The sequence below is a fragment of the Parabacteroides massiliensis genome (genome assembly GCF_900155425.1).
Taxonomy (GTDB): domain Bacteria; phylum Bacteroidota; class Bacteroidia; order Bacteroidales; family Tannerellaceae; genus Parabacteroides; species Parabacteroides massiliensis.
This window is the reverse complement of the sequence record NZ_LT700191.1, coordinates 364,894-383,335: the sequence shown is the minus strand read 5'-3', so window position 1 is coordinate 383,335 and position 18,442 is coordinate 364,894. Positions and strand designations below refer to the sequence as shown.

Here is an 18,442-nt window from a genome sequence, read left to right as displayed (position 1 = left end):
TTAGGGGGCAGGGAATATCCTTGTCCCCTAATTTGTTTGTGTCCACCGGAAGAAATTACCTTTGCCGATCCTTTATTACTTATTGTAAAAAACAGGTTATTTAACAATTAACGGACTTAATGAAGGAAAGATCCGGAAGGCTCGTTTTGCACGCCAAAACGAGCTCAAGTACTTTATAAAAAGCAGTACTTTGGTATTTGTTCTCAATACCTGTAGTTTTCTTTCTCCTTGGTTTTATAGGCATTTCTTAACACTATGCAGAGTGGAAGCCGTATTGTTTAAATCAATTATAATCTGTAACTTTGCCGGATAAACAGAATTTGGAATGAAATATAATACAGAAGAAAAGAAATTGGTTATGCCCGAATATGGACGCAATATACAGAATATGGTGGACTATTGCATTACCATTGAGGACAGGGAAGAACGTAAACGCTGTGCAGACACAATAATCAACATCATGGGAAACATGTTTCCCCATTTACGCGATGTAAACGACTTCAAGCATATTCTTTGGGATCACTTGGCTATTATGGCCGACTTCAAACTGGACATCGATTATCCGTATGAGATCGTAAAGAAAGAAGACCTTTACTCGCGTCCCCCGCGCATACCTTATAACAATTCGCGGATACGCTACCGTCATTACGGCAAGACGCTTGAGAAAATGATCCAGAAAGCAACCGAATTCGAACCGGGTGTGGAAAAGGACCAATTGATCAAATTGTTGGCTACCCAGATGAAGAAATCGTTCCTGACCTGGAACAAGGAATCCGTAGACGACCGGAAGATTTTCAAAGACCTCGACGAACTGTCGGAAGGCCGGATCGTTCTGGATGAAGAGGTACATAAGTTGGCGGAAAGCCGCGATATACTCGCTCGCAACAATACGAACACGAAGAAAAATTATTCACGTAAAGGTCGATGAGTTCATTTGTCATAGAAGGCGGTTACCGGTTGTCCGGTGAAATTGTACCGCAGGGCGCAAAGAATGAAGCCTTGGAGGTCATTTGTGCAACTTTGCTTACGCCGGAAAAAGTGACAATCCATAATTTGCCGGATATCCTGGATGTGAATAACCTGATACAACTCCTGCGCGACATGCAGGTGAAGGTGGAACATCCGGCTGCCGATACGTATACTTTCCAAGCTGATGCTGTCGACTTGAACTATCTGGAGACGGACGAGTTCTTGCGTAAAAGCGGTTCCCTGCGTGGTTCGGTGATGATTGTCGGCCCGTTGGTCGCCCGTTTTGGCAAGGCGCTGATCCCGAAACCGGGAGGCGATAAGATCGGACGCCGTCGTTTGGATACTCACTTTGTCGGTATTCAGAAGTTGGGGGCTTGCTTCAGTTATGACCCCGACCGCCAACTCTACGAAATAGAGGCAAAGAAGTTGAAGGGCGCCTATATGCTGCTCGATGAAGCTTCGGTGACCGGAACAGCCAATATCCTGATGGCTGCTGTGCTTGCGGAAGGGAAAACAACGATTTATAATGCCGCCTGCGAACCTTATCTGCAACAGCTCTCCTCCATGCTGAACCGTATGGGAGCCCGTATTTCGGGTGTCGGTTCCAATCTGCTGACAATAGAAGGAGTGGAGGCGTTGGGTGGCACTACGCATACGGTCTTGCCGGATATGATCGAGGTCGGCAGTTTTATCGGGATGGCTGCAATGACAGGTTCCGACATCACGATCAAAAATACAGGCTATGATATGTTGGGGATTATCCCCGATTCATTCCGCCGTCTGGGTATTACGGTCGAACAGATCGGTGACGATATCCATGTCCCGACACACGATTCCTATCAGATCGAGACTTTTATAGACGGTTCCATCATGACGATTGCCGATGCTCCCTGGCCGGGGCTGACGCCGGACTTGCTGAGTGTCTTTCTCGTTGTCGCGACACAGGCTGTCGGCAGTGTGCTGATCCATCAGAAGATGTTCGAAAGCCGTCTCTTCTTTGTCGACAAACTGATCGACATGGGGGCGCAGATCATTCTTTGCGATCCGCACAGGGCGACTGTGATTGGGTTGGGTAATCGTTTCAAACTGCGCGGTTCCAATATGGTGTCTCCTGATATCCGTGCCGGCATCGCTTTGCTGATCGCAGCGATGAGTGCCGAAGGAACCAGCCATATCCACAATATCGACCAGATAGACCGTGGATATCAGAATATTGACAAACGGTTGAACAACATCGGGGCTCGTATAACCCGACTTTAAACACTCTTGTCATGATTAAGAAAGAAGAAGTTTTCAAGATAGGGCAGTTTGCCAAACCTCACGGCATAAAGGGGGAGATTGCGTTGGTTACGAACAGTGATGTCTTCGACGATTCGGACGATCCGTATATCATATGCGAGATGGATGGAATCCTGGTTCCTTTTTTCATCGAGGAATACCGCTATAAGACGGATACAGTCATCCTTCTGAAGTTGAAGAATGTGGATGACGAGAAAGCAGCCCGTGAGTTTTCCAACCGCGAGGTTTTTTATTCGCTTGATGAAGTGGATGAGGACGACTTGGTGGGCGATATGACTTGGGACAGCTTTATCGGTTATCGGGTCATAGATGAACATCATGGCGAAATAGGCGAAATTACCGATGTAGACGAATCGACCATCAATGTCCTTTTGCAGATCGATCATAACGGTGAAGAACTGTTATTGCCTGCCGCCGAGGAGCTGATCTTGTCTGCCGATCATGAAAATAAGAAGCTGACTGTTTCCATTCCGGAAGGTCTCTTGGATTTATGAAATTGACGAATACACATGGCACAAAAGCAAAGACGAACAAATAAGAAATCATTCTGGCATCGGATCCGGTTTAAATACAAACTGTCTTTCTTCAATGAAGGGACGCTGGAAGAGGTATGGTCTTTCCGATTGTCGCAACTTTCCGCATTTGCGATGTTGGCCCTCTTTGCTTTCCTGCTGATTGCTTTCACGGCTTTTATCATTATCAAGACACCGATACGGAACTATCTGCCGGGATATCTGGATGTGGAAGTCCGTAAGGAGATCATGCAGAATGCCTTGCGTGCCGATTCGCTGGAAAGGATGATACAGATACAATCTCTTTATCTGAATAATGTGGCAGGTATCCTGTCGGGGACGATGCCGATCGATTCGATTCGCGAGATCGATTCGTTGGCGCGGGTGAACCCTGACTATGAGATTCCGCAAACAAAGGAAGAACAGAAATTTGTAAAAGATTTTGAAGAAGCGGAGAAATATAACCTGGCTGTACTGGATCCGAATCCGGTTCCTACCGACGGCATATTTTTCTATAAACCCGTAAACGGTGTGGTCTCTTCTCATTATGATGCCAATATCCGTCATTATGGCGTCGATTTGGTTGCCGCTCCGAAGGAAAGCGTGCTGTCGACGTTGGATGGGACGGTGGTTTTTGCCGGCTTCGATCCGAACTTCGGAAATGTGATACAGGTGCAGCATAAGAACGGTTTTTTATCTATCTATAAACATAACGAATTGTTGCTGAAGGAGGTGGGCGACCGCGTCGTTGCGGGCGAGGCCATTGCTCTGGTAGGCAATACGGGAAAACTGTCGACCGGCCCGCATCTCCATTTCGAGTTGTGGTATAAAGGCGGTCCGGTCAATCCCGAAGAATATATAGCATTTTAATACGCATGAAAAGAAACTTGGCCATATTAGGTTCTACAGGTTCAATCGGAACGCAGGCTTTGGAAGTGGTCAGCGAACATCCCGACCTTTTTGAAGTGTATGCTCTCACTGCCAATAATCAGGTGGATCTGTTGATCAATCAGGCACGTAAATATATGCCCGAAGTGGTAGTTATCGCCAATGAGCAGAAATATCCCGAATTGAAGGAGGCGTTGGAAGACCTTCCCATCAAGGTTTGGGCGGGTTCGGATGCCATTGCCCAGGTCGTACAGTCGGAGCCGATCGATATGGTACTGACGGCGATGGTGGGATATGCAGGGTTGAAACCGACGATTGCCGCGATCAAAGCCGGCAAGGCGATCGCGTTGGCAAACAAGGAAACGCTGGTGGTGGCGGGCGAACTGATCACTGCTTTGGCTCTTGAACACAAAGTACCTATCCTTCCTGTTGATTCTGAACATTCTGCCATTTTCCAGTGTTTAGCGGGAGAGTGGGAGAACCCCGTGGAAAAGATATTGTTGACGGCTTCCGGCGGCCCTTTCCGTACCAAGACAATGGAGGAACTGGCTGTCGTAACCAAGGAACAGGCGTTGAAGCATCCCAACTGGAGCATGGGCGCAAAGATTACGATCGACTCGGCGTCGATGATGAACAAGGGGTTCGAGATGATCGAAGCGAAGTGGCTGTTCGGAGTTACACCGGAACAGATACAGGTCGTGGTGCATCCGCAGTCGGTGATCCATTCGATGGTCCAGTTCGAAGATGGCGCGGTGATCGCCCAGTTGGGCATTCCCGACATGAAACTTCCGATCAGCTATGCATTCTCTTATCCCAAACGGCTGTACAGTAAAGCGCCCCGTCTGGATTTTACCCGATATGCGACGCTAACTTTCGAGGAGCCGGATATGGAACGTTTTCGTAATCTTGCATTTGCATTCGAGGCGGTCCGGAAAGGAGGGAATATGCCTTGTATCCTGAATGCAGCCAACGAAGTGGTGGTAGCGGCTTTCCTGCGTGACGGGATCGGCTTCCTGCAGATGAGCGACGTGATCGAAAAAACAATGGCGAAAGCCACCTTTATCCCTGTTCCGACCTACGAAGATTATGTGGCGACGGATGCGGAGGCAAGAAAAATTGCAGAGCAATTTTTCAGTTGACAATTGAGAATGGATAATTGGCAATTAGAAGAGGAAACATTATAAAGATAAAGAAAGATATAGATAATAATTAAGAATAAGGCGATTGAGGATGGACAAGGGGCAAGAAGGAGTATAATTGTCAATTGTCAATTGTCAATCGTCAATTGACAAAGTATGGAGACATTTTTAGTTAAGGCCTTACAGCTCATTCTGAGCTTATCGATATTGGTGTTGGTCCACGAGTTCGGGCATTTTATCTTTGCTCGTATCTTTAAGGTCCGGGTGGAGAAATTCTACCTTTTCTTTGACCCGTGGTTCTCGATTTTCAAGTTCAAACCTAAGAACAGTGATACGGAATACGGTGTCGGATGGCTTCCTTTGGGAGGTTATTGCAAGATATCCGGCATGATCGACGAAAGCATGGACAAGGAGGCGATGGCACAGCCGCCGAAGCCTTATGAGTTTCGTTCCAAACCTGCCGGACAACGGTTGATGATCATGGTTGCGGGCGTGTTGTTCAACTTCCTGTTGGCGCTGTTTATTTATTCGATGGTGTTGTTCACGTGGGGCGATACTTTCCTGCCTTTGAAAAATGTGAAGGCCGGTATGGATTATAGCGAGACTTTCCATAACGTAGGATTCCGGGATGGTGATATCTTGCTGAAAGCAGACGATACGGAATTGGAGCGTTTCGGTGAAGACTGTTTCCGCCACGTCCTCAATGCGCAGACCGTAACGGTTTTGCGTGACGGTGTTGAAACGGTTATCCCTATCCCCGAAGATATGGCACAGCGCGTTATGCGGGAAAAGAAAGGATTTGCGTCCTATCGTTTCCCGATGGTCGTACGCGAACTGGGCGAAACGGAAAATGGCGGATCGCCTGCTGCAATAGCCGGTTTGCAACCGGGAGACAGTATCGTGTCTATTAACGGGATCGTAACCCCTTCCTTCTATGAAGTGGGCGAAGTGCTTGCACAAAATAAGGATCAGGATGTCTTGGTCGGCTTTTACCGTGGCGGTGTCCCGCAGACATTGACGCTACATACGGATACGGCCGGGAAAATGGGTGTCTATTCGGTTTCGCCTTTTGATATATATCAGACGGTGACTCGTAAATATGGTTTCTTCGAATCTTTCCCTGCCGGTGTCATGTTAGGAGTGAACACGCTGAAAGGGTATGTCAGCGACATGAAATATGTCTTTACAAAAGAAGGAGCTTCCAGTTTGGGAGGCTTCGGTACGATCGGAAGTTTGTTCCCGGCAGAATGGGATTGGCAGACGTTCTGGATGAAGACAGCTTTCCTTTCTATCATCCTCGCCTTTATGAATATCCTGCCGATTCCCGCCTTGGATGGTGGCCACGTGATGTTCTTGCTCTACGAAGTGATAGCACGGCGTAAGCCAAGCGACAAATTCCTCGAATATGCGCAGATCACCGGGATGGTCTTGTTGTTCGCCTTGTTGATCTACGCTAACGGAAACGACATCTTCAGGTTCTTCTTCAAGTAAATATTCCAAGCCCAAGCATAGGGTGATTCGTAACCCTATGCTTTAGCTTCCCAAACCCTATGCTTTAGCACTCGTAATGCTATGCTTTAGGGTGGGGATTCTGTCTTATTTCTTTTTCCTTTATTCCACAATCCACCGTTCGATGTTTCGTGTTTCGGACGAGAAGTTCACCCCGATCTTAAAGAGTTTTCGGTTGTCGTTATAGAAAGGTAGGGCGTACTGTTTCTCGTTGATTTGTTGCAAAGCCTCTTCAGCGGTACCGTTGAGTTTGAACTCCATCAGATAGATGTAGCGTTCTGTCTGCAACACAAGGTCAATCCGTCCGTTAGCGGTGTGGTATTCCACTTTAGTGTATAGTCCAACAAGTTTGAAGACGATGAAAAGCACGTTCTGGTAATGCAGTTCCGTGTCTCTTTCCGGTTTTTGTCCTGTTATCACCTCGTATGGAGTGTCAGCGAAGAAACTTTGCAGGCGTTTGAAAAAGGCGTCGTAATTGCCCGTTCGTATTTCCCGTACAAATTGTCCGATTTCGAAGGGCGTTTTGGCCGCACTGACGTTTGTATAGAAAGGTAGTAGGTATTTAACGAAACCTTCTTCTACTTCCAAGTTAGGGAACCCTAACTTATAGATCCCGAATTCGGCATCATAATCTTTGATAGTCAGGTATCCGCTCTGGTAAATGACAGGTATGGGGTTCCTGGATGCGGCGTCAATGCTGTTGAGCACATCAGCATCGGTCTCAGTGTTTGCCATTTCATACAGATCGTAATGGGTATGCTTTAACAACTCCACTAAATAGGAAGGCGTTCCTGTTTCGAACCAGTAGTCTCCGAATTTCTTTTTCGCGAAAGTGTTCAGCAGGCTGAAAGGGTTGTATATGCCGATAGAGTCTTCAGTGAAATGGTAACCGTCATACCGTTCTTTCAGCTTTCTGCAGGTCTCCTCGTTGTTTATACCTTGTGCTTCTGCCAGTTCGTGCAAACTGTCTTCCATGTAGGTATGTATTTCCTTTTCAGTGATACCGCATATTTCCACATAACGGTTATCCATCGATATGTCCATGAGGTTGTTAAGGTCACTGAACACGCTGACTTTCCCGAATTTGGTCACTCCGGTGAGGAAGGCAAGCTTGATATATCCGTCCATTGTTTTCAAGACTCCGTAGAAAGGTTTGAGCATATTGCGGAGTTGTTCCTGTAGTTCGTCATCATGCAAAGCTTGCAGCATTGGTTTGTCATATTCGTCTATGAGGATCACTACCCGTTGTCCTGTCGTCTTATAAGCCCTTTCGATAACATAAGCGAAACGTTCCTCCAACCCTCGCCCTTGTTTTTCGTTGCCGTACAAGGCTTCCCATCTTTCTAAGTATTCGTTCAAGATACTGGTCAAAGAGTCGGTATCCTTGTAGTGGCGTGCATTCAAATCGAGATGCAGCACCGGATATGCTTTCCATTCTTTTTCCAGTTTCTCTATCGCTAGTCCATTGAACAGTTCTTTTTTTCCTTGCAAATAAGCCTCAATGGTAGAGAGCAGCAAGCTCTTCCCGAAGCGTCGCGGACGGCTCAGGAAGTAATAACTTCCGGTATTGGCCAATTGATAGACCCAGGCAGTTTTATCGATATAAAGATAACCGTCCTTCCGGATTTTCTCAAAGTTCTGTATGCCGATGGGATAGATTGTCTGGCTCATAGTCGCTTGCATTTTATTGTTACACAAATGTAATGCAATTATTCGGATGATGGTAAAAACGGGAATGTTTTTTGACTTATCATTTCTCTACAATCCACCGTTCGATGTTTCGTGTTTCGGACGAGAAGTTCACTCCGATCTTAAAGAGTTTTCGGTTGTCGTTATAGAAAGGTAGGGCGTACTGTTTCTCGTTGATTTGTTGCAAAGCCTCTTCAGCGGTACCGTTGAGTTTGAACTCCATCAGATAGATGTAGCGTTCTGTCTGCAACACAAGGTCAATCCGTCCGTTAGCGGTGTGGTATTCCACTTTAGTGTATAGTCCAACAAGTTTGAAGACGATGAAAAGCACGTTCTGGTAATGCAGTTCCGTGTTTCTTTCCGGTTTTTGTCCTGTTATCACCTCGTATGGAGTGTCGGCAAAGAAACTTTGCAAGCGTTTGAAAAAGGCGTCGTAATTGCCCGTTCGTATTTCCCGTACAAATTGTCCGATTTCGAAGGGCGTTTTGGCCGCACTGACGTTTGTATAGAAAGGTAGTAGGTATTTAACGAAACCTTCTTCTACTTCCAAGTTAGGGAACCCTAACTTATAGATCCCGAATTCGGCATCATAATCTTTGATAGTCAGGTATCCGCTCTGGTAAATGACAGGTATGGGGTTCCTGGATGCGGCGTCAATGCTGTTGAGCACATCAGCATCGGTCTCAGTGTTTGCCATTTCATACAGATCGTAATGGGTATGCTTTAACAACTCCACTAAATAGGAAGGCGTTCCTGTTTCGAACCAGTAGTCTCCGAATTTCTTTTTCGCGAAAGTGTTCAGCAGGCTGAAAGGGTTGTATATGCCGATAGAGTCTTCAGTGAAATGGTAACCGTCATACCGTTCTTTCAGCTTTCTGCAGGTCTCCTCGTTGTTTAATCCTTGAGCTTCTGCCAGTTCGCGCAAACTGTCTTCCATGTAGGTATGTATTTCCTTTTCGGTGATACCACATATTTCCACATAACGGTTATCCATCGATATGTCCATGAGATTGTTAAGGTCGCTAAACACGCTGACTTTCCCGAATTTGGTCACTCCGGTGAGGAAGGCAAGCTTGATATATCCGTCCATTGTTTTCAAGACTCCGTAAAAAGCTTTCAGTATGGAACGGAATTCCTCTTGCAACCTTTCGTCTCCAATGGCTTGTAGCAACGGCTTGTCATATTCGTCAACTAATATGACCACCCTTTGTTTTGATTTCTCGCAGGCGCGGCGTATCACTCCCGTGAAACGATCGGCAGGCGTTATTTCGCGTTCGTCTTTCCCCCAACGATCTTCCCAAAGGTTTAGATAGCGTCTTAGTATACTCTCTAATGCCCCGGCCTCTGAATATCTTTCCGCATTCAAATCAAGATGCAGCACCGGATATGCTTTCCATTCTTTTTCCAGTTTCTCTATCGCCAGTCCATTGAACAGTTCTTTTTTCCCTTGCAAATAAGCCTCTATGGTAGAGAGCAGCAAGCTCTTCCCGAAGCGTCGCGGACGGCTCAGGAAGTAATAACTTCCGGTATTGGCCAATTGATAGACCCAGGCAGTTTTATCGATATAAAGATAACCGTCCTTCCGGATTTTCTCAAAGTTCTGTATGCCGATGGGATAGATTGTCTGGCTCATAGTCGCTTATATTTTATTACATCACAAATGTAATGCAATTATTTCAAAACACCTATGCTTTGATTTCAAAACACCGGTGTTTCACATCCAAAACACCGGTGTTTTGAAAAGGGGGGAAGGGGGCTTTAGAGCAGGCTGCTGATATCAATGTCTGCTTTGCTTGTTGCTTCCGGAAGTGTGATGAGGGCGGTTCCGGGGAATTCTTTTGCCAGGTATTGGGTGAGGTATTCCAGGGTGTTGGCGGTTATCAGTTCGTCGGTGGGGGGATAGAGGTTGTATGCGACTGCCCGGACCGGAATTCCATATTGTTTGCAAGCGAAGAGGCTTAACAGGGTATGGTTGATACTGCCTAACTTACCGGATGTCACCAGGATAACGGGGTAGCCTTGCTCTTTTATGTAATCGATGGTGAGCGAATGAAAATCGTTGGGGACCATTAATCCGCCTGCTCCTTCCAGCAAGACGTATTCATATTTCTCCTGCAGGCGGCGGGTTGCTTCCGTGACGACGGAGAGGTCGATTGCCCGCCCGTCTTTCTCTGCGGCCATGTGGGGAGAGCAGGGGTAGGTGAAGATATAGGGGCAAGTTAATCCGGCTTTATCCTCTTCGGTGAAAGGGATTCCCTGGATTTTCCGGTGCATTTCGATGTCTTCCGAAACATCCGTGCAACCTGTCTGGATCATTTTCTGAGTGATGACCCGTTTCCCTTTTTGAGCCAATGCGCATGCGATCATGCCGGTGGCGAACGTTTTACCGATATTGGTATCGATTCCTGTAATAAATAAGACTGTTCCTTTCATATTGTTTTATTTTTTTACTGCTAATATATAAAGCGGGCGGTACGTGAGCGTCACCCGGTCGTCGGATGTGGAGAACCGCTCCGAGTACTGTTTGCAGAGAGATTCCTGCCGGCCCCTTGTCCAACGGCCGTTGCCGGTCGCCGTGACGCCGGTCGCCTTCAGGTGTCTCAGTACGTCCAGTGGGGTTTTGAAGGTGAGGACGATTGTCTCCTCTTCCGAATGCAACAGCTCGAAATCTGCGGCGGATAGCCATCCGGCAAGTGTATCGAAAGTCGGGTACACGAGTCCTTCCCCTGTCAGTTCCTTAATCTCGTGCAGGTTGCCGGGCAGGAAAGAACTGAACAGGAGCATACCTTGCGGCACCAGCAACCCCGACAATTTGTGGAGAAACACTTCCGGTTCTTTTATCCATTGGAAAACGGAGGCAGATGCAATCAAGTCGAACTTGCCGGGGAAAGATAGCGTTTCGGCATCTCCGGCTATGAAGCGGGGAGGAAAGCAAGGGAAGAGTTGCTCTATCTTTTCCCCGCAGTCCTCGCAAAGATCATTCAAGATCCATTCGTCGATACGGCATTGTTGTTTCAGTTCCCTGGTGAATCCACCCGTGCCGCAACCGATTTCCAGCATCCGCCTGTAATGTGCATCCGTCTGATGAGAGAGGAGGGAGGCAAGCTTCCGGCTGATACGATGTTGGGCTTCGGCATGGTTGTCGTAGCTGGACAAGGCACGTGTAAAGCGGCTATGTATACGTTTAGCTTCTATTGCTTCCATATTTCATTCCATTGTTTCCACAAATAAAAAGGATAATGAGGAGCCTCGATCTCGGTTACCGGACAACGGTCTTGCCAAAAGGCATGCAAGTTCGCAGCAGGGAAAATCCTGTCTTCGGAGGAGATGAGAGCCTGTGTCCATCCGTTAAACAAAGGAGAAGCAGGTGAGGCTTTCTTTATTTCGGTGTACAGGCACTCCAATTCTTCCCGGATGTCGGCGAGCGGACGAGGCTGTATCTGCTCGTAGGCCTGCAGGAGGTCCCGTTTGCCGCACATGCGCCGGTTGAAGCGGCGCATGCCATCTTCGGTTACGTTATCCAATGTTCCCCGGAAGATCGTTTCCGGAATCCCCCACCGGTCATGGACGGGGCAGGGAGTTCCATTGACGGCAACGGCCTCGGTGAAAGATATAGGCCTTTTGCCAAACACGACCGAAGCAGCCCATACGCCTAATGACCAAGCCACCAGTCGGATTTCCCTGTAGCCGGAAAGAGCTTCTCCGTCAAAATCCATTCCCCGGTAGTCATAGCAAATCCAGAGATCCGTATCCGGTTCCGTTTCCAGATGCCGGAATACTTCAGGAGAGGCCGCCCAGCCGGAAAAGACAAGAAGAAGCTTTTTGTTGCCTGTTTTTATTTGTTTATATATGTTCATGATTTGTGATTTATGAATGATGATTTATGAATTATGTGAATGATGAATTACAGTTTGTACATTTTGATATAAGTCATAATTCATAAATCAGACATCTTATCTCCTCTTCCGTTATCCCGGCAGTCAATGAGAAACGTATTCTTGCCGTTCCTTTGGGAACCGTGGGAGGGCGGACGGGAAGGCAGTAGAAGCCTTTCCGTTGCAGGCTGAGGCTTGTTCGGATGCAGTCCTCGTTTTCTCCGATAATGAACGGGATGATGTGGCTTGCCGATATTTCTCCCCCTTTCCCTTTCAAGGCTTCCGAAAGCAGATGGCTGGTGACGGACAGACGATGCCGTTCATCGGTAAAGCCCGGAAGTTTCTCAAACAAAAACTTTGTCCAGGCGATTTGTGCCGGCGGAAGTGCCGTGCTGAATATCAGAGGCCTCATCGTGTTGACCAGATATTCCCTGACCGTCCGGCTACACAACAGGTAGGCCCCCATCGACCCCAACGCTTTTCCGAATGTACCGACCAGGAGGTCTATGTCACGGATGCAACCCTGTTCCTCGGCGATCCCCAAACCGTTCTTTCCTCTTACACCGATGGCATGCGCCTCGTCCACATAAAGCCATATGTTCGGATAGCTTTTCTTCAAGGACACCAGGCGGCGAAGGTCGGCGACATCTCCGTCCATGCTGAAAATGCTTTCCGTAACGATAATGACCTGCTCGTATTCATGTGCGTATTTAGCCAATAGCTGTTCCAGATGTCCATAGTCGTTGTGGCGGTAGCGTTGGTAAGGAGTGCCGCTCAGCAGGATCCCGTCGATGATGCTTGCATGTACCAGTTTGTCTGCCAGGATCAATGATTGTTTGTCCGTCAAGGCAGGAAGAATTCCGGTGTTGGCATGGTAACCGCTGTTGAACAGCAGGGCGGCTTCGCGTTCGAAGCGATCGGCCATCAGCTTTTCCAGTTCAGTGTAGACCGTGAAATTCCCCGTCAGTAACCGGGAAGAAGAAGAAGAGAACGGCAGGCCGCTTTCCTGCAACTGCCCGATGAACTCGTTGCGCAGATCCTGTCGCGACGAGAGCCCGAGATAGTCGTTGGAAGAAAGGTTGAGCATTGTCCGCCCCTCTTTCTCTATCCATTTGCCACGATGGACGACATCGGGAAGACTGCGCAGGTTTCCGGTAGCCTTCAGCTTCTCTAATAAGTTGTTGTAATCTTTCATCCTATTTTGCATCTAATACGGTCAGCAACCCTTTTGTCAATTTCGACAGTTCCTCTTTTGTGATGATAAAGGGCGGCATCAGGTAAACCAACTTGCCGAACGGGCGGACCCAGATGCCCTCTTCGACGAAACGTTTTTGCAAGACAGCCATATTCACCGGTTCCTTCATCTCGACCACGCCGATGGCCCCTAGCACACGCACCTCTTGTACGCCGGGGAAAGAGGCGGCTGGAGCCAGTTCTTCCCGGAGCTGTGCCTCTATGGCCTTTACCTTTTCCTGCCATCCGCTTTCCAACAGGAGAGAGACCGAGGCCGACGCAACTGCACAGGCCAGCGGATTTCCCATGAAAGTAGGCCCGTGCATGAAACAACCAGCCTCGCCGCTGCAAATCATGTCGGCTACGGGTGTGCTGGTGACGGTTGCCGACAGAGTCATGTAACCTCCCGTCAACGCCTTGCCGATGCACATGATGTCCGGTTCCACCCCCGCCCATTCCCAGGCGAAAAGGCGTCCGGTCCGTCCGAACCCCGTTGCGATTTCATCAAAGATCAGCAATACCTGATGCCGGTCGCACAATTCGCGTGCCGCTTTCAGGAATACAGGAGAATAGAAGTACATGCCGCCTGCCCCCTGGACGACAGGCTCAAGAATCAAAGCGGCGATCTCTCCTGCATGCTTCTCTAACAAGTCTTTTAGAGGTTCGATTGCCTTTTCGTCCCATTTCTCCCCGAATTTGACGGAAGGCTGAGGTATGAAGTATTGTACAGGCAGACTTCCGGCAAAGATGCCATGCATGCCGGTAACCGGATCGCAGACAGACATCGCGTGCCAGGTGTCTCCGTGATAGCCGCTGCGGATGGTTGCGAAAGTGTGTTTCTCCTGTTTTCCCTGCGACTGCCAATATTGGATGGCCATCTTCATGGCGACTTCCACCGCAACGGAACCGCTGTCGGCAAAGAATATCTTTTCCATGGAAGGAGGCAGTAGCGGAAGTAGCTTGGCAGCCAATTCTACGGCCGGTTCGTGGGTAAAGCCTCCGAACATGATGTGGCTCATCTTGTCCAACTGTGCCTTGGCCGCAGCGTTCAACACCGGATGGTTGTAGCCATGCACGGCTGCCCACCACGAAGACATGCCGTCGATCAGTTTCTGCCCGTCTTTCAGGGTGATCGTGACCCCATCTGCCCGTTCCACCGGGTAGACAGGAAGCGGATCGATTGTCGAGGTGTACGGGTGCCAGAGGTGCTCCCGGTCAAAATGGAGTAATTCTTCTGTCGTCATCTTTCCCAATCTGTGTTTTCGGTTAATGAATATCCTTCGGAGGTGAAAAGGACTTTGTCTTCCGCCACCCGGCTTCCGATGGTTGTCAGCAGGTCACCGATGATTGCCGAATTGATGCCTATGTAAAGAGATTTGCGTTGCAACTTTTCGCTCAGTTGCGCCCGGCCGCCGGAGAAACGCAGGTAAGCGTTCGGGTTGATGAAACGGAATAGGGCGATCGTGGTCAGGAACTCTTCGTCCGTCAGAGGTTGTGCCTTTTCCAACGGTGTGCCGGGTATCGGTTGCAGGAGATTCAACGGGATGGAAAGAATTCCTTCCTTTTGCAGGAATAGAGCCATTTCGATACGCTGTTCCATCGTTTCGCCCATCCCGATTATCCCGCCTGAACAGATGCGGAAACCAATTTCCCGGGCTGTCCGGATCGTTTCGAGTTTCTGCTCCATCGTGTGGGTCGTACACAGGGTGCGGAAATAAGAGGGGGCAGTCTCTATGTTGCAATGATAATTTTCTGTTCCGCTGTCGTAAAGGGCTTGCAGTTGCTCACGGTTTAGAAGTCCCATCGAGGCGCAACATTTGATCCCGCAGGCTTGTTTGATGCGGCGTACGGTCTCCGTGATCTTAGCCATATCTTTGTCCGTAACTTTTTTACCGCTGGTGACGAGTGCAAAGCGGCCGATCCCTTGTTTGTAGTTGTACGTAGCGTGGCGGATGCATTCTTCTGCCGGCAGCAGCGGGTAGAGCGTCACGTTCGTTTTATAATGGCCGGACTGTGCACACCATTTACAGTCTTCGCTGCAATTGCCGCTTTTGGCATTGATGATGGAACAAGTGTCGAACTTGTTTCCCATGAAATGGCGGGTGATCTGGTGAGCTGCTTCGTAGAGCGCTTCCTTATCCGGGGCGGCAGCCAGTTCTTTTGCTTGTTCTTCGTTGATCATGCCGCCGGAAAGAACGTGTTGTTTGAGTTTTTCAATCATATGATTCCGTATTTGTATAAACGAAAATCGCGGAAAGTCTTCAGCCTATGACTGAGACCTTCCGCGATTTCGGAAATGTTATTTTTTACTACATGTGCGTACGATGCCGCAGGCCGGCTAACCGTCTGTACGGGACATACGGTTTGCAAGGGCAGAAGAGACAGGATGCTTCCCGAGCTGTCGGGGCAGCACGTCTTCCCTTCTTCTTCTTCGATTTCCCCCTCACCGGTCTTGTCGAGAGTGAGTACGGACGTATGGATGGAGCCGTTTTTCGCCTGGATCCGTTCGGATACGTTGGCCGACAACTGCCCGATCGTAACAGTCCGCTGTATGCTGATGAAAGCAGCATACCCCTTCCGGCTCCACCTTCTGAAGCGGAGGGCAACAGGTTTATATGTATACTGCTTTCGCATGGTTTATGCTACCTTTTCTAATTTTTTCATGACCGAGAAGATGAAAACGGCAGAGACGAGACATACTCCGACCAATACACCCCATACGATCCACAGAGGCAAATCACCCCAGATCCATGCTGCTACGGCTGTCAAATAGTTTCCGATGGCTGTGGCTACAAACCAGCCACCCATCATCATTCCTTTATATTTGGGAGGAGCAACCTTCGAAACAAAGGAAATACCCATAGGTGAAAGCAACAACTCGCCGAATGTAAGAACCAGGTAAGTGGATATCAACCAATTGGGCGAAACAAAAGAGGCAGTGCCTGCCTGGATCGCTTCGGATTGAGCTTCGGGTGTCAGCAGGCCGAATGATGAAAACATCATCAGAATGAACCCGCATGCTGCCACCAACATGCCGAGACCGATTTTACGTGGAGCCGACGGCTCTTTTCCTCTTTTGGACAAGGCCCCGAATATGGCCATGGAGACAGGAGTCAATGCTACAACAAAGAACGGGTTGAACTGCTGGAAAATCGGAGCATCTACTGGAACCGAACCGTTGAGTGAGCTATAGCGGCATCCTAAGAAGGCAAGTGCAAGCAGGACGACGATACCCGATATCGTTTTCCCTTTTCCTGTCGAAGACTGGAATAGGGAGAACAAACCATAGACGATAAAGATTATGGCAACCAGATTCCATACGTCGAACATCATGCTTTCCAAGCCTGTTGAACTTTTTGCCGTGAACTCGTCGGCGAAATAGGTCAGCGTAAGCCCGTTCTGATGGAAGGCCATCCAGAAAAAGATGACAACCGCAAACACTAAACACAGCGCGATGATACGGTCTTTTGTTTCGCGGGGCGAGAGCTCTTCCGCTTGGGCCGTTTCTTTTCCTGCACTTGCAACATGTTTGGCATTTCCTTCCACATGTTTGAATGTGCGGCGGAATGCATAATAGATAGCCATGGATATGATCAGCGAGACGCAGGCTACCCCGAATGCAAAATGATAAGAGTCATTGACGCTCACACCTAAATTTTGTTGTGCGTATTCCATGATCTTTACGGCTGCCGTAGGTGCAAACAATGCACCGATATTGATGGCCATATAGAAGATACTGAATGCGGAGTCGCGCTTGGATGCATATTCGGGAGAGTCGTATAGGTTGCCGACCATTACTTGCAGGTTACCCTTGAATAATCCTGTTCCGGAACTGATCACCAACAATGCGGCAAACATACAAGCTAAAGCCACTGTCCCGTTGCCTAATGGCAATGCGAGCAAAATATATCCGGCAAACATGGCGGCGATACCGATTGTCACCATTTTACCGTAGCCGAATTTATCGGCTAAGATACCACCGATAAACGGCAGGAAATAGACCAAAGCAAGAAATGTTGAGTAGATCGTGCCTGCCATACCTGGCGATAGACCAAAGTTCGCTTTTAGAAAAAGCACAAAGATCGCGAGCATGGTATAATAACCGAAACGCTCGCCGGTATTAGCTAAGGCTAACGCGTATAAACCTTTAGGTTGTCCTTCAAACATAGAATTAAAATTGTTAGATGATTATTGAATGATTTGTTTTATTGCACCTGTTTCCGGATAGAAATAAACTTTTACCGGAGCTTTTTTGTCTTCGAACATAACGGGGGCGAGTCCTTCCCGTGTACCGAACTGGGTGATTAGCGCTTCGCCTTTGTAAAGTGTTTTTTTGTTCATGCTGATTTCGATGCTGGCTTTACCCGGTACATTATATATAATGCCTTTTAGTGATTTCTCTTTCTTGTCAGCCTCTTTCGGGTCTAAAGCAGGAGCGCGGTCGATGGCTTTTAAGTTCATATAGACAGGAGCTCCGCCCAGATCGTCGGCATCCACGATACCGAGCTGGGGCGAGAAGCGGAATAACACTTCTTTATCGAGGTTGTCGAAAGGAACGATCGTCACTTCGTAGTCGCTGACTTCTTTTGTCCGGATACCCGTGAACAAGTTGGTCAGCGCTTTCTCCTGCTCTTCCAATTGTTGGATGACCAGTTTCATCGCTTCGCCGTCGGGCGGCAGGTTATCGGCATCGCCCGTAAGGATGTTCATGCGGCTTTCGCGGATACGGTAAATTTGTTTGGCTGCCACTTCTGCCTGCTTGGCTGTAGACCCCGCCATGAGCAGCTCTTCAGAAAGAACGGAAGCATCGGAGACTTTTCCCGGAGTTTGGTTTTTCTTTTTTGCCGCTTCCTCAGCCGCTTCATCGGGCGTGTATTCGGCATTGATGGAACAGAGCAGCCCGTCTTCTGTCAGATAGGCGTACGGGGCGACGGTGCCGGCTTTAAACTCAACGATAAATGTGTTGTCCGCATCGGGCACGCCTTTGTTGACCAGGCTGATCTTTCCTAATTCGTAATAGACCTTATCTGCGGTGATGGCGTCTTTCACGCCTAAATATTTTTCTGCGTATTTATAGTAAGGGCCGGCTTTGCAAGTTACTTTCGTGACTTCTGCATCTACAATCAGAGATGTTTTGGGAAGCGAATAAGTTATACCGAAATTATTTGCCTTGACGGCATTTTTCTTTACAACTTTCGTCTGGGCCATAATGGGTAAACTAAGGAGCAGACCGGCTATAATGATTAAATTCTTCATATTCTAATCTAAGTTTTATCTCTAATGAATGATTGTACAAAACTATGAAATATTTTGTTAGCAACCAACCTGA

Annotated in this window: 17 protein-coding genes; 6 read left to right on the top strand and 11 right to left on the bottom strand. The window is 48.2% G+C overall.

Going from position 1 to position 18,442, the window contains the following annotated elements:
• The first annotated feature begins 325 nt into the window (after positions 1-325).
• The 6 genes from BQ9893_RS12620 to rseP all read left to right on the top strand — a co-directional run bounded on the left by BQ9893_RS12620 (position 326) and on the right by rseP (position 6,298).
• On the top strand, positions 326-928 hold the full coding sequence (locus BQ9893_RS12620; RefSeq protein WP_075966358.1) for a DUF4290 domain-containing protein: 603 nt from the start codon (positions 326-328) through the stop codon (positions 926-928).
• Entirely contained in the window at positions 925-2,229 is a 1,305-nt protein-coding gene (murA, locus tag BQ9893_RS12615) for a UDP-N-acetylglucosamine 1-carboxyvinyltransferase (protein ID WP_075966357.1), read from the top strand. The genes BQ9893_RS12620 and murA overlap by 4 nt, the downstream gene beginning before the upstream one ends.
• An 11-nt stretch (positions 2,230-2,240) precedes the next feature.
• Positions 2,241-2,762, top strand: a complete 522-nt coding sequence (gene rimM, locus BQ9893_RS12610) for a ribosome maturation factor RimM (protein ID WP_075966356.1) — start codon at positions 2,241-2,243, stop codon at positions 2,760-2,762.
• A 15-nt stretch (positions 2,763-2,777) separates the two neighbouring features.
• On the top strand, positions 2,778-3,650 hold the full coding sequence (locus tag BQ9893_RS12605) for a M23 family metallopeptidase (RefSeq protein ID WP_075966355.1): 873 nt from the start codon (positions 2,778-2,780) through the stop codon (positions 3,648-3,650).
• A gap of 5 nt (positions 3,651-3,655) precedes the next feature.
• Complete coding sequence (locus BQ9893_RS12600) at positions 3,656-4,807, top strand: 1-deoxy-D-xylulose-5-phosphate reductoisomerase (RefSeq protein WP_075966354.1); 1,152 nt, start codon at positions 3,656-3,658, stop codon at positions 4,805-4,807.
• 156 nt (positions 4,808-4,963) lie between these two features.
• Entirely contained in the window at positions 4,964-6,298 is a 1,335-nt protein-coding gene (gene rseP / locus BQ9893_RS12595; RefSeq protein ID WP_075966353.1) for an RIP metalloprotease RseP, read from the top strand.
• Positions 6,299-6,418: 120 nt separating this feature from the next.
• Here rseP and BQ9893_RS12590 read toward each other — a convergent pair whose 3' ends face one another.
• From BQ9893_RS12590 to BQ9893_RS12540, 11 genes are all read right to left on the bottom strand, one after another.
• On the bottom strand, positions 6,419-7,987 hold the full coding sequence (locus tag BQ9893_RS12590; protein WP_075967367.1) for an ATP-binding protein: 1,569 nt from the start codon (positions 7,985-7,987) through the stop codon (positions 6,419-6,421).
• A gap of 79 nt (positions 7,988-8,066) precedes the next feature.
• Positions 8,067-9,638, bottom strand: a complete 1,572-nt coding sequence (locus BQ9893_RS12585; protein WP_075966352.1) for an ATP-binding protein — start codon at positions 9,636-9,638, stop codon at positions 8,067-8,069.
• A 125-nt stretch (positions 9,639-9,763) separates the two neighbouring features.
• A complete protein-coding gene (bioD, locus tag BQ9893_RS12580; RefSeq protein WP_075966351.1) occupies positions 9,764-10,438 on the bottom strand; it encodes a dethiobiotin synthase in 675 nt (224 codons plus the stop codon).
• A 6-nt stretch (positions 10,439-10,444) separates the two neighbouring features.
• On the bottom strand, positions 10,445-11,209 hold the full coding sequence (gene bioC / locus BQ9893_RS12575; RefSeq protein WP_075966350.1) for a malonyl-ACP O-methyltransferase BioC: 765 nt from the start codon (positions 11,207-11,209) through the stop codon (positions 10,445-10,447).
• A complete protein-coding gene (locus BQ9893_RS12570; RefSeq protein ID WP_075966349.1) occupies positions 11,197-11,862 on the bottom strand; it encodes a DUF452 family protein in 666 nt (221 codons plus the stop codon). The genes bioC and BQ9893_RS12570 overlap by 13 nt, the downstream gene beginning before the upstream one ends.
• 73 nt (positions 11,863-11,935) lie before the next feature.
• Positions 11,936-13,075 (bottom strand): 8-amino-7-oxononanoate synthase, encoded by a 1,140-nt coding sequence (locus BQ9893_RS12565; RefSeq protein WP_075966348.1) that lies wholly within the window; start codon positions 13,073-13,075, stop codon positions 11,936-11,938.
• A gap of 1 nt (position 13,076) precedes the next feature.
• Positions 13,077-14,357, bottom strand: coding sequence for an adenosylmethionine--8-amino-7-oxononanoate transaminase (bioA, locus tag BQ9893_RS22160; RefSeq protein ID WP_075966347.1), 1,281 nt, complete (start codon positions 14,355-14,357; stop codon positions 13,077-13,079).
• Complete coding sequence (gene bioB / locus BQ9893_RS22155) at positions 14,354-15,334, bottom strand: biotin synthase BioB (protein WP_075966346.1); 981 nt, start codon at positions 15,332-15,334, stop codon at positions 14,354-14,356. The genes bioA and bioB overlap by 4 nt, the downstream gene beginning before the upstream one ends.
• Positions 15,331-15,747 (bottom strand): hypothetical protein, encoded by a 417-nt coding sequence (locus BQ9893_RS12550; RefSeq protein ID WP_075966345.1) that lies wholly within the window; start codon positions 15,745-15,747, stop codon positions 15,331-15,333. The genes bioB and BQ9893_RS12550 overlap by 4 nt, the downstream gene beginning before the upstream one ends.
• 3 nt (positions 15,748-15,750) lie before the next feature.
• A complete protein-coding gene (locus BQ9893_RS12545) occupies positions 15,751-17,280 on the bottom strand; it encodes a peptide MFS transporter (RefSeq protein WP_075966344.1) in 1,530 nt (509 codons plus the stop codon).
• A 21-nt stretch (positions 17,281-17,301) separates the two neighbouring features.
• The gene (locus tag BQ9893_RS12540; RefSeq protein ID WP_075966343.1) at positions 17,302-18,369 is read right to left on the bottom strand and encodes a DUF4831 family protein; all 1,068 of its coding nucleotides are present in this window, start codon (positions 18,367-18,369) and stop codon (positions 17,302-17,304) included.
• Positions 18,370-18,442: the final 73 nt, after the last annotated feature.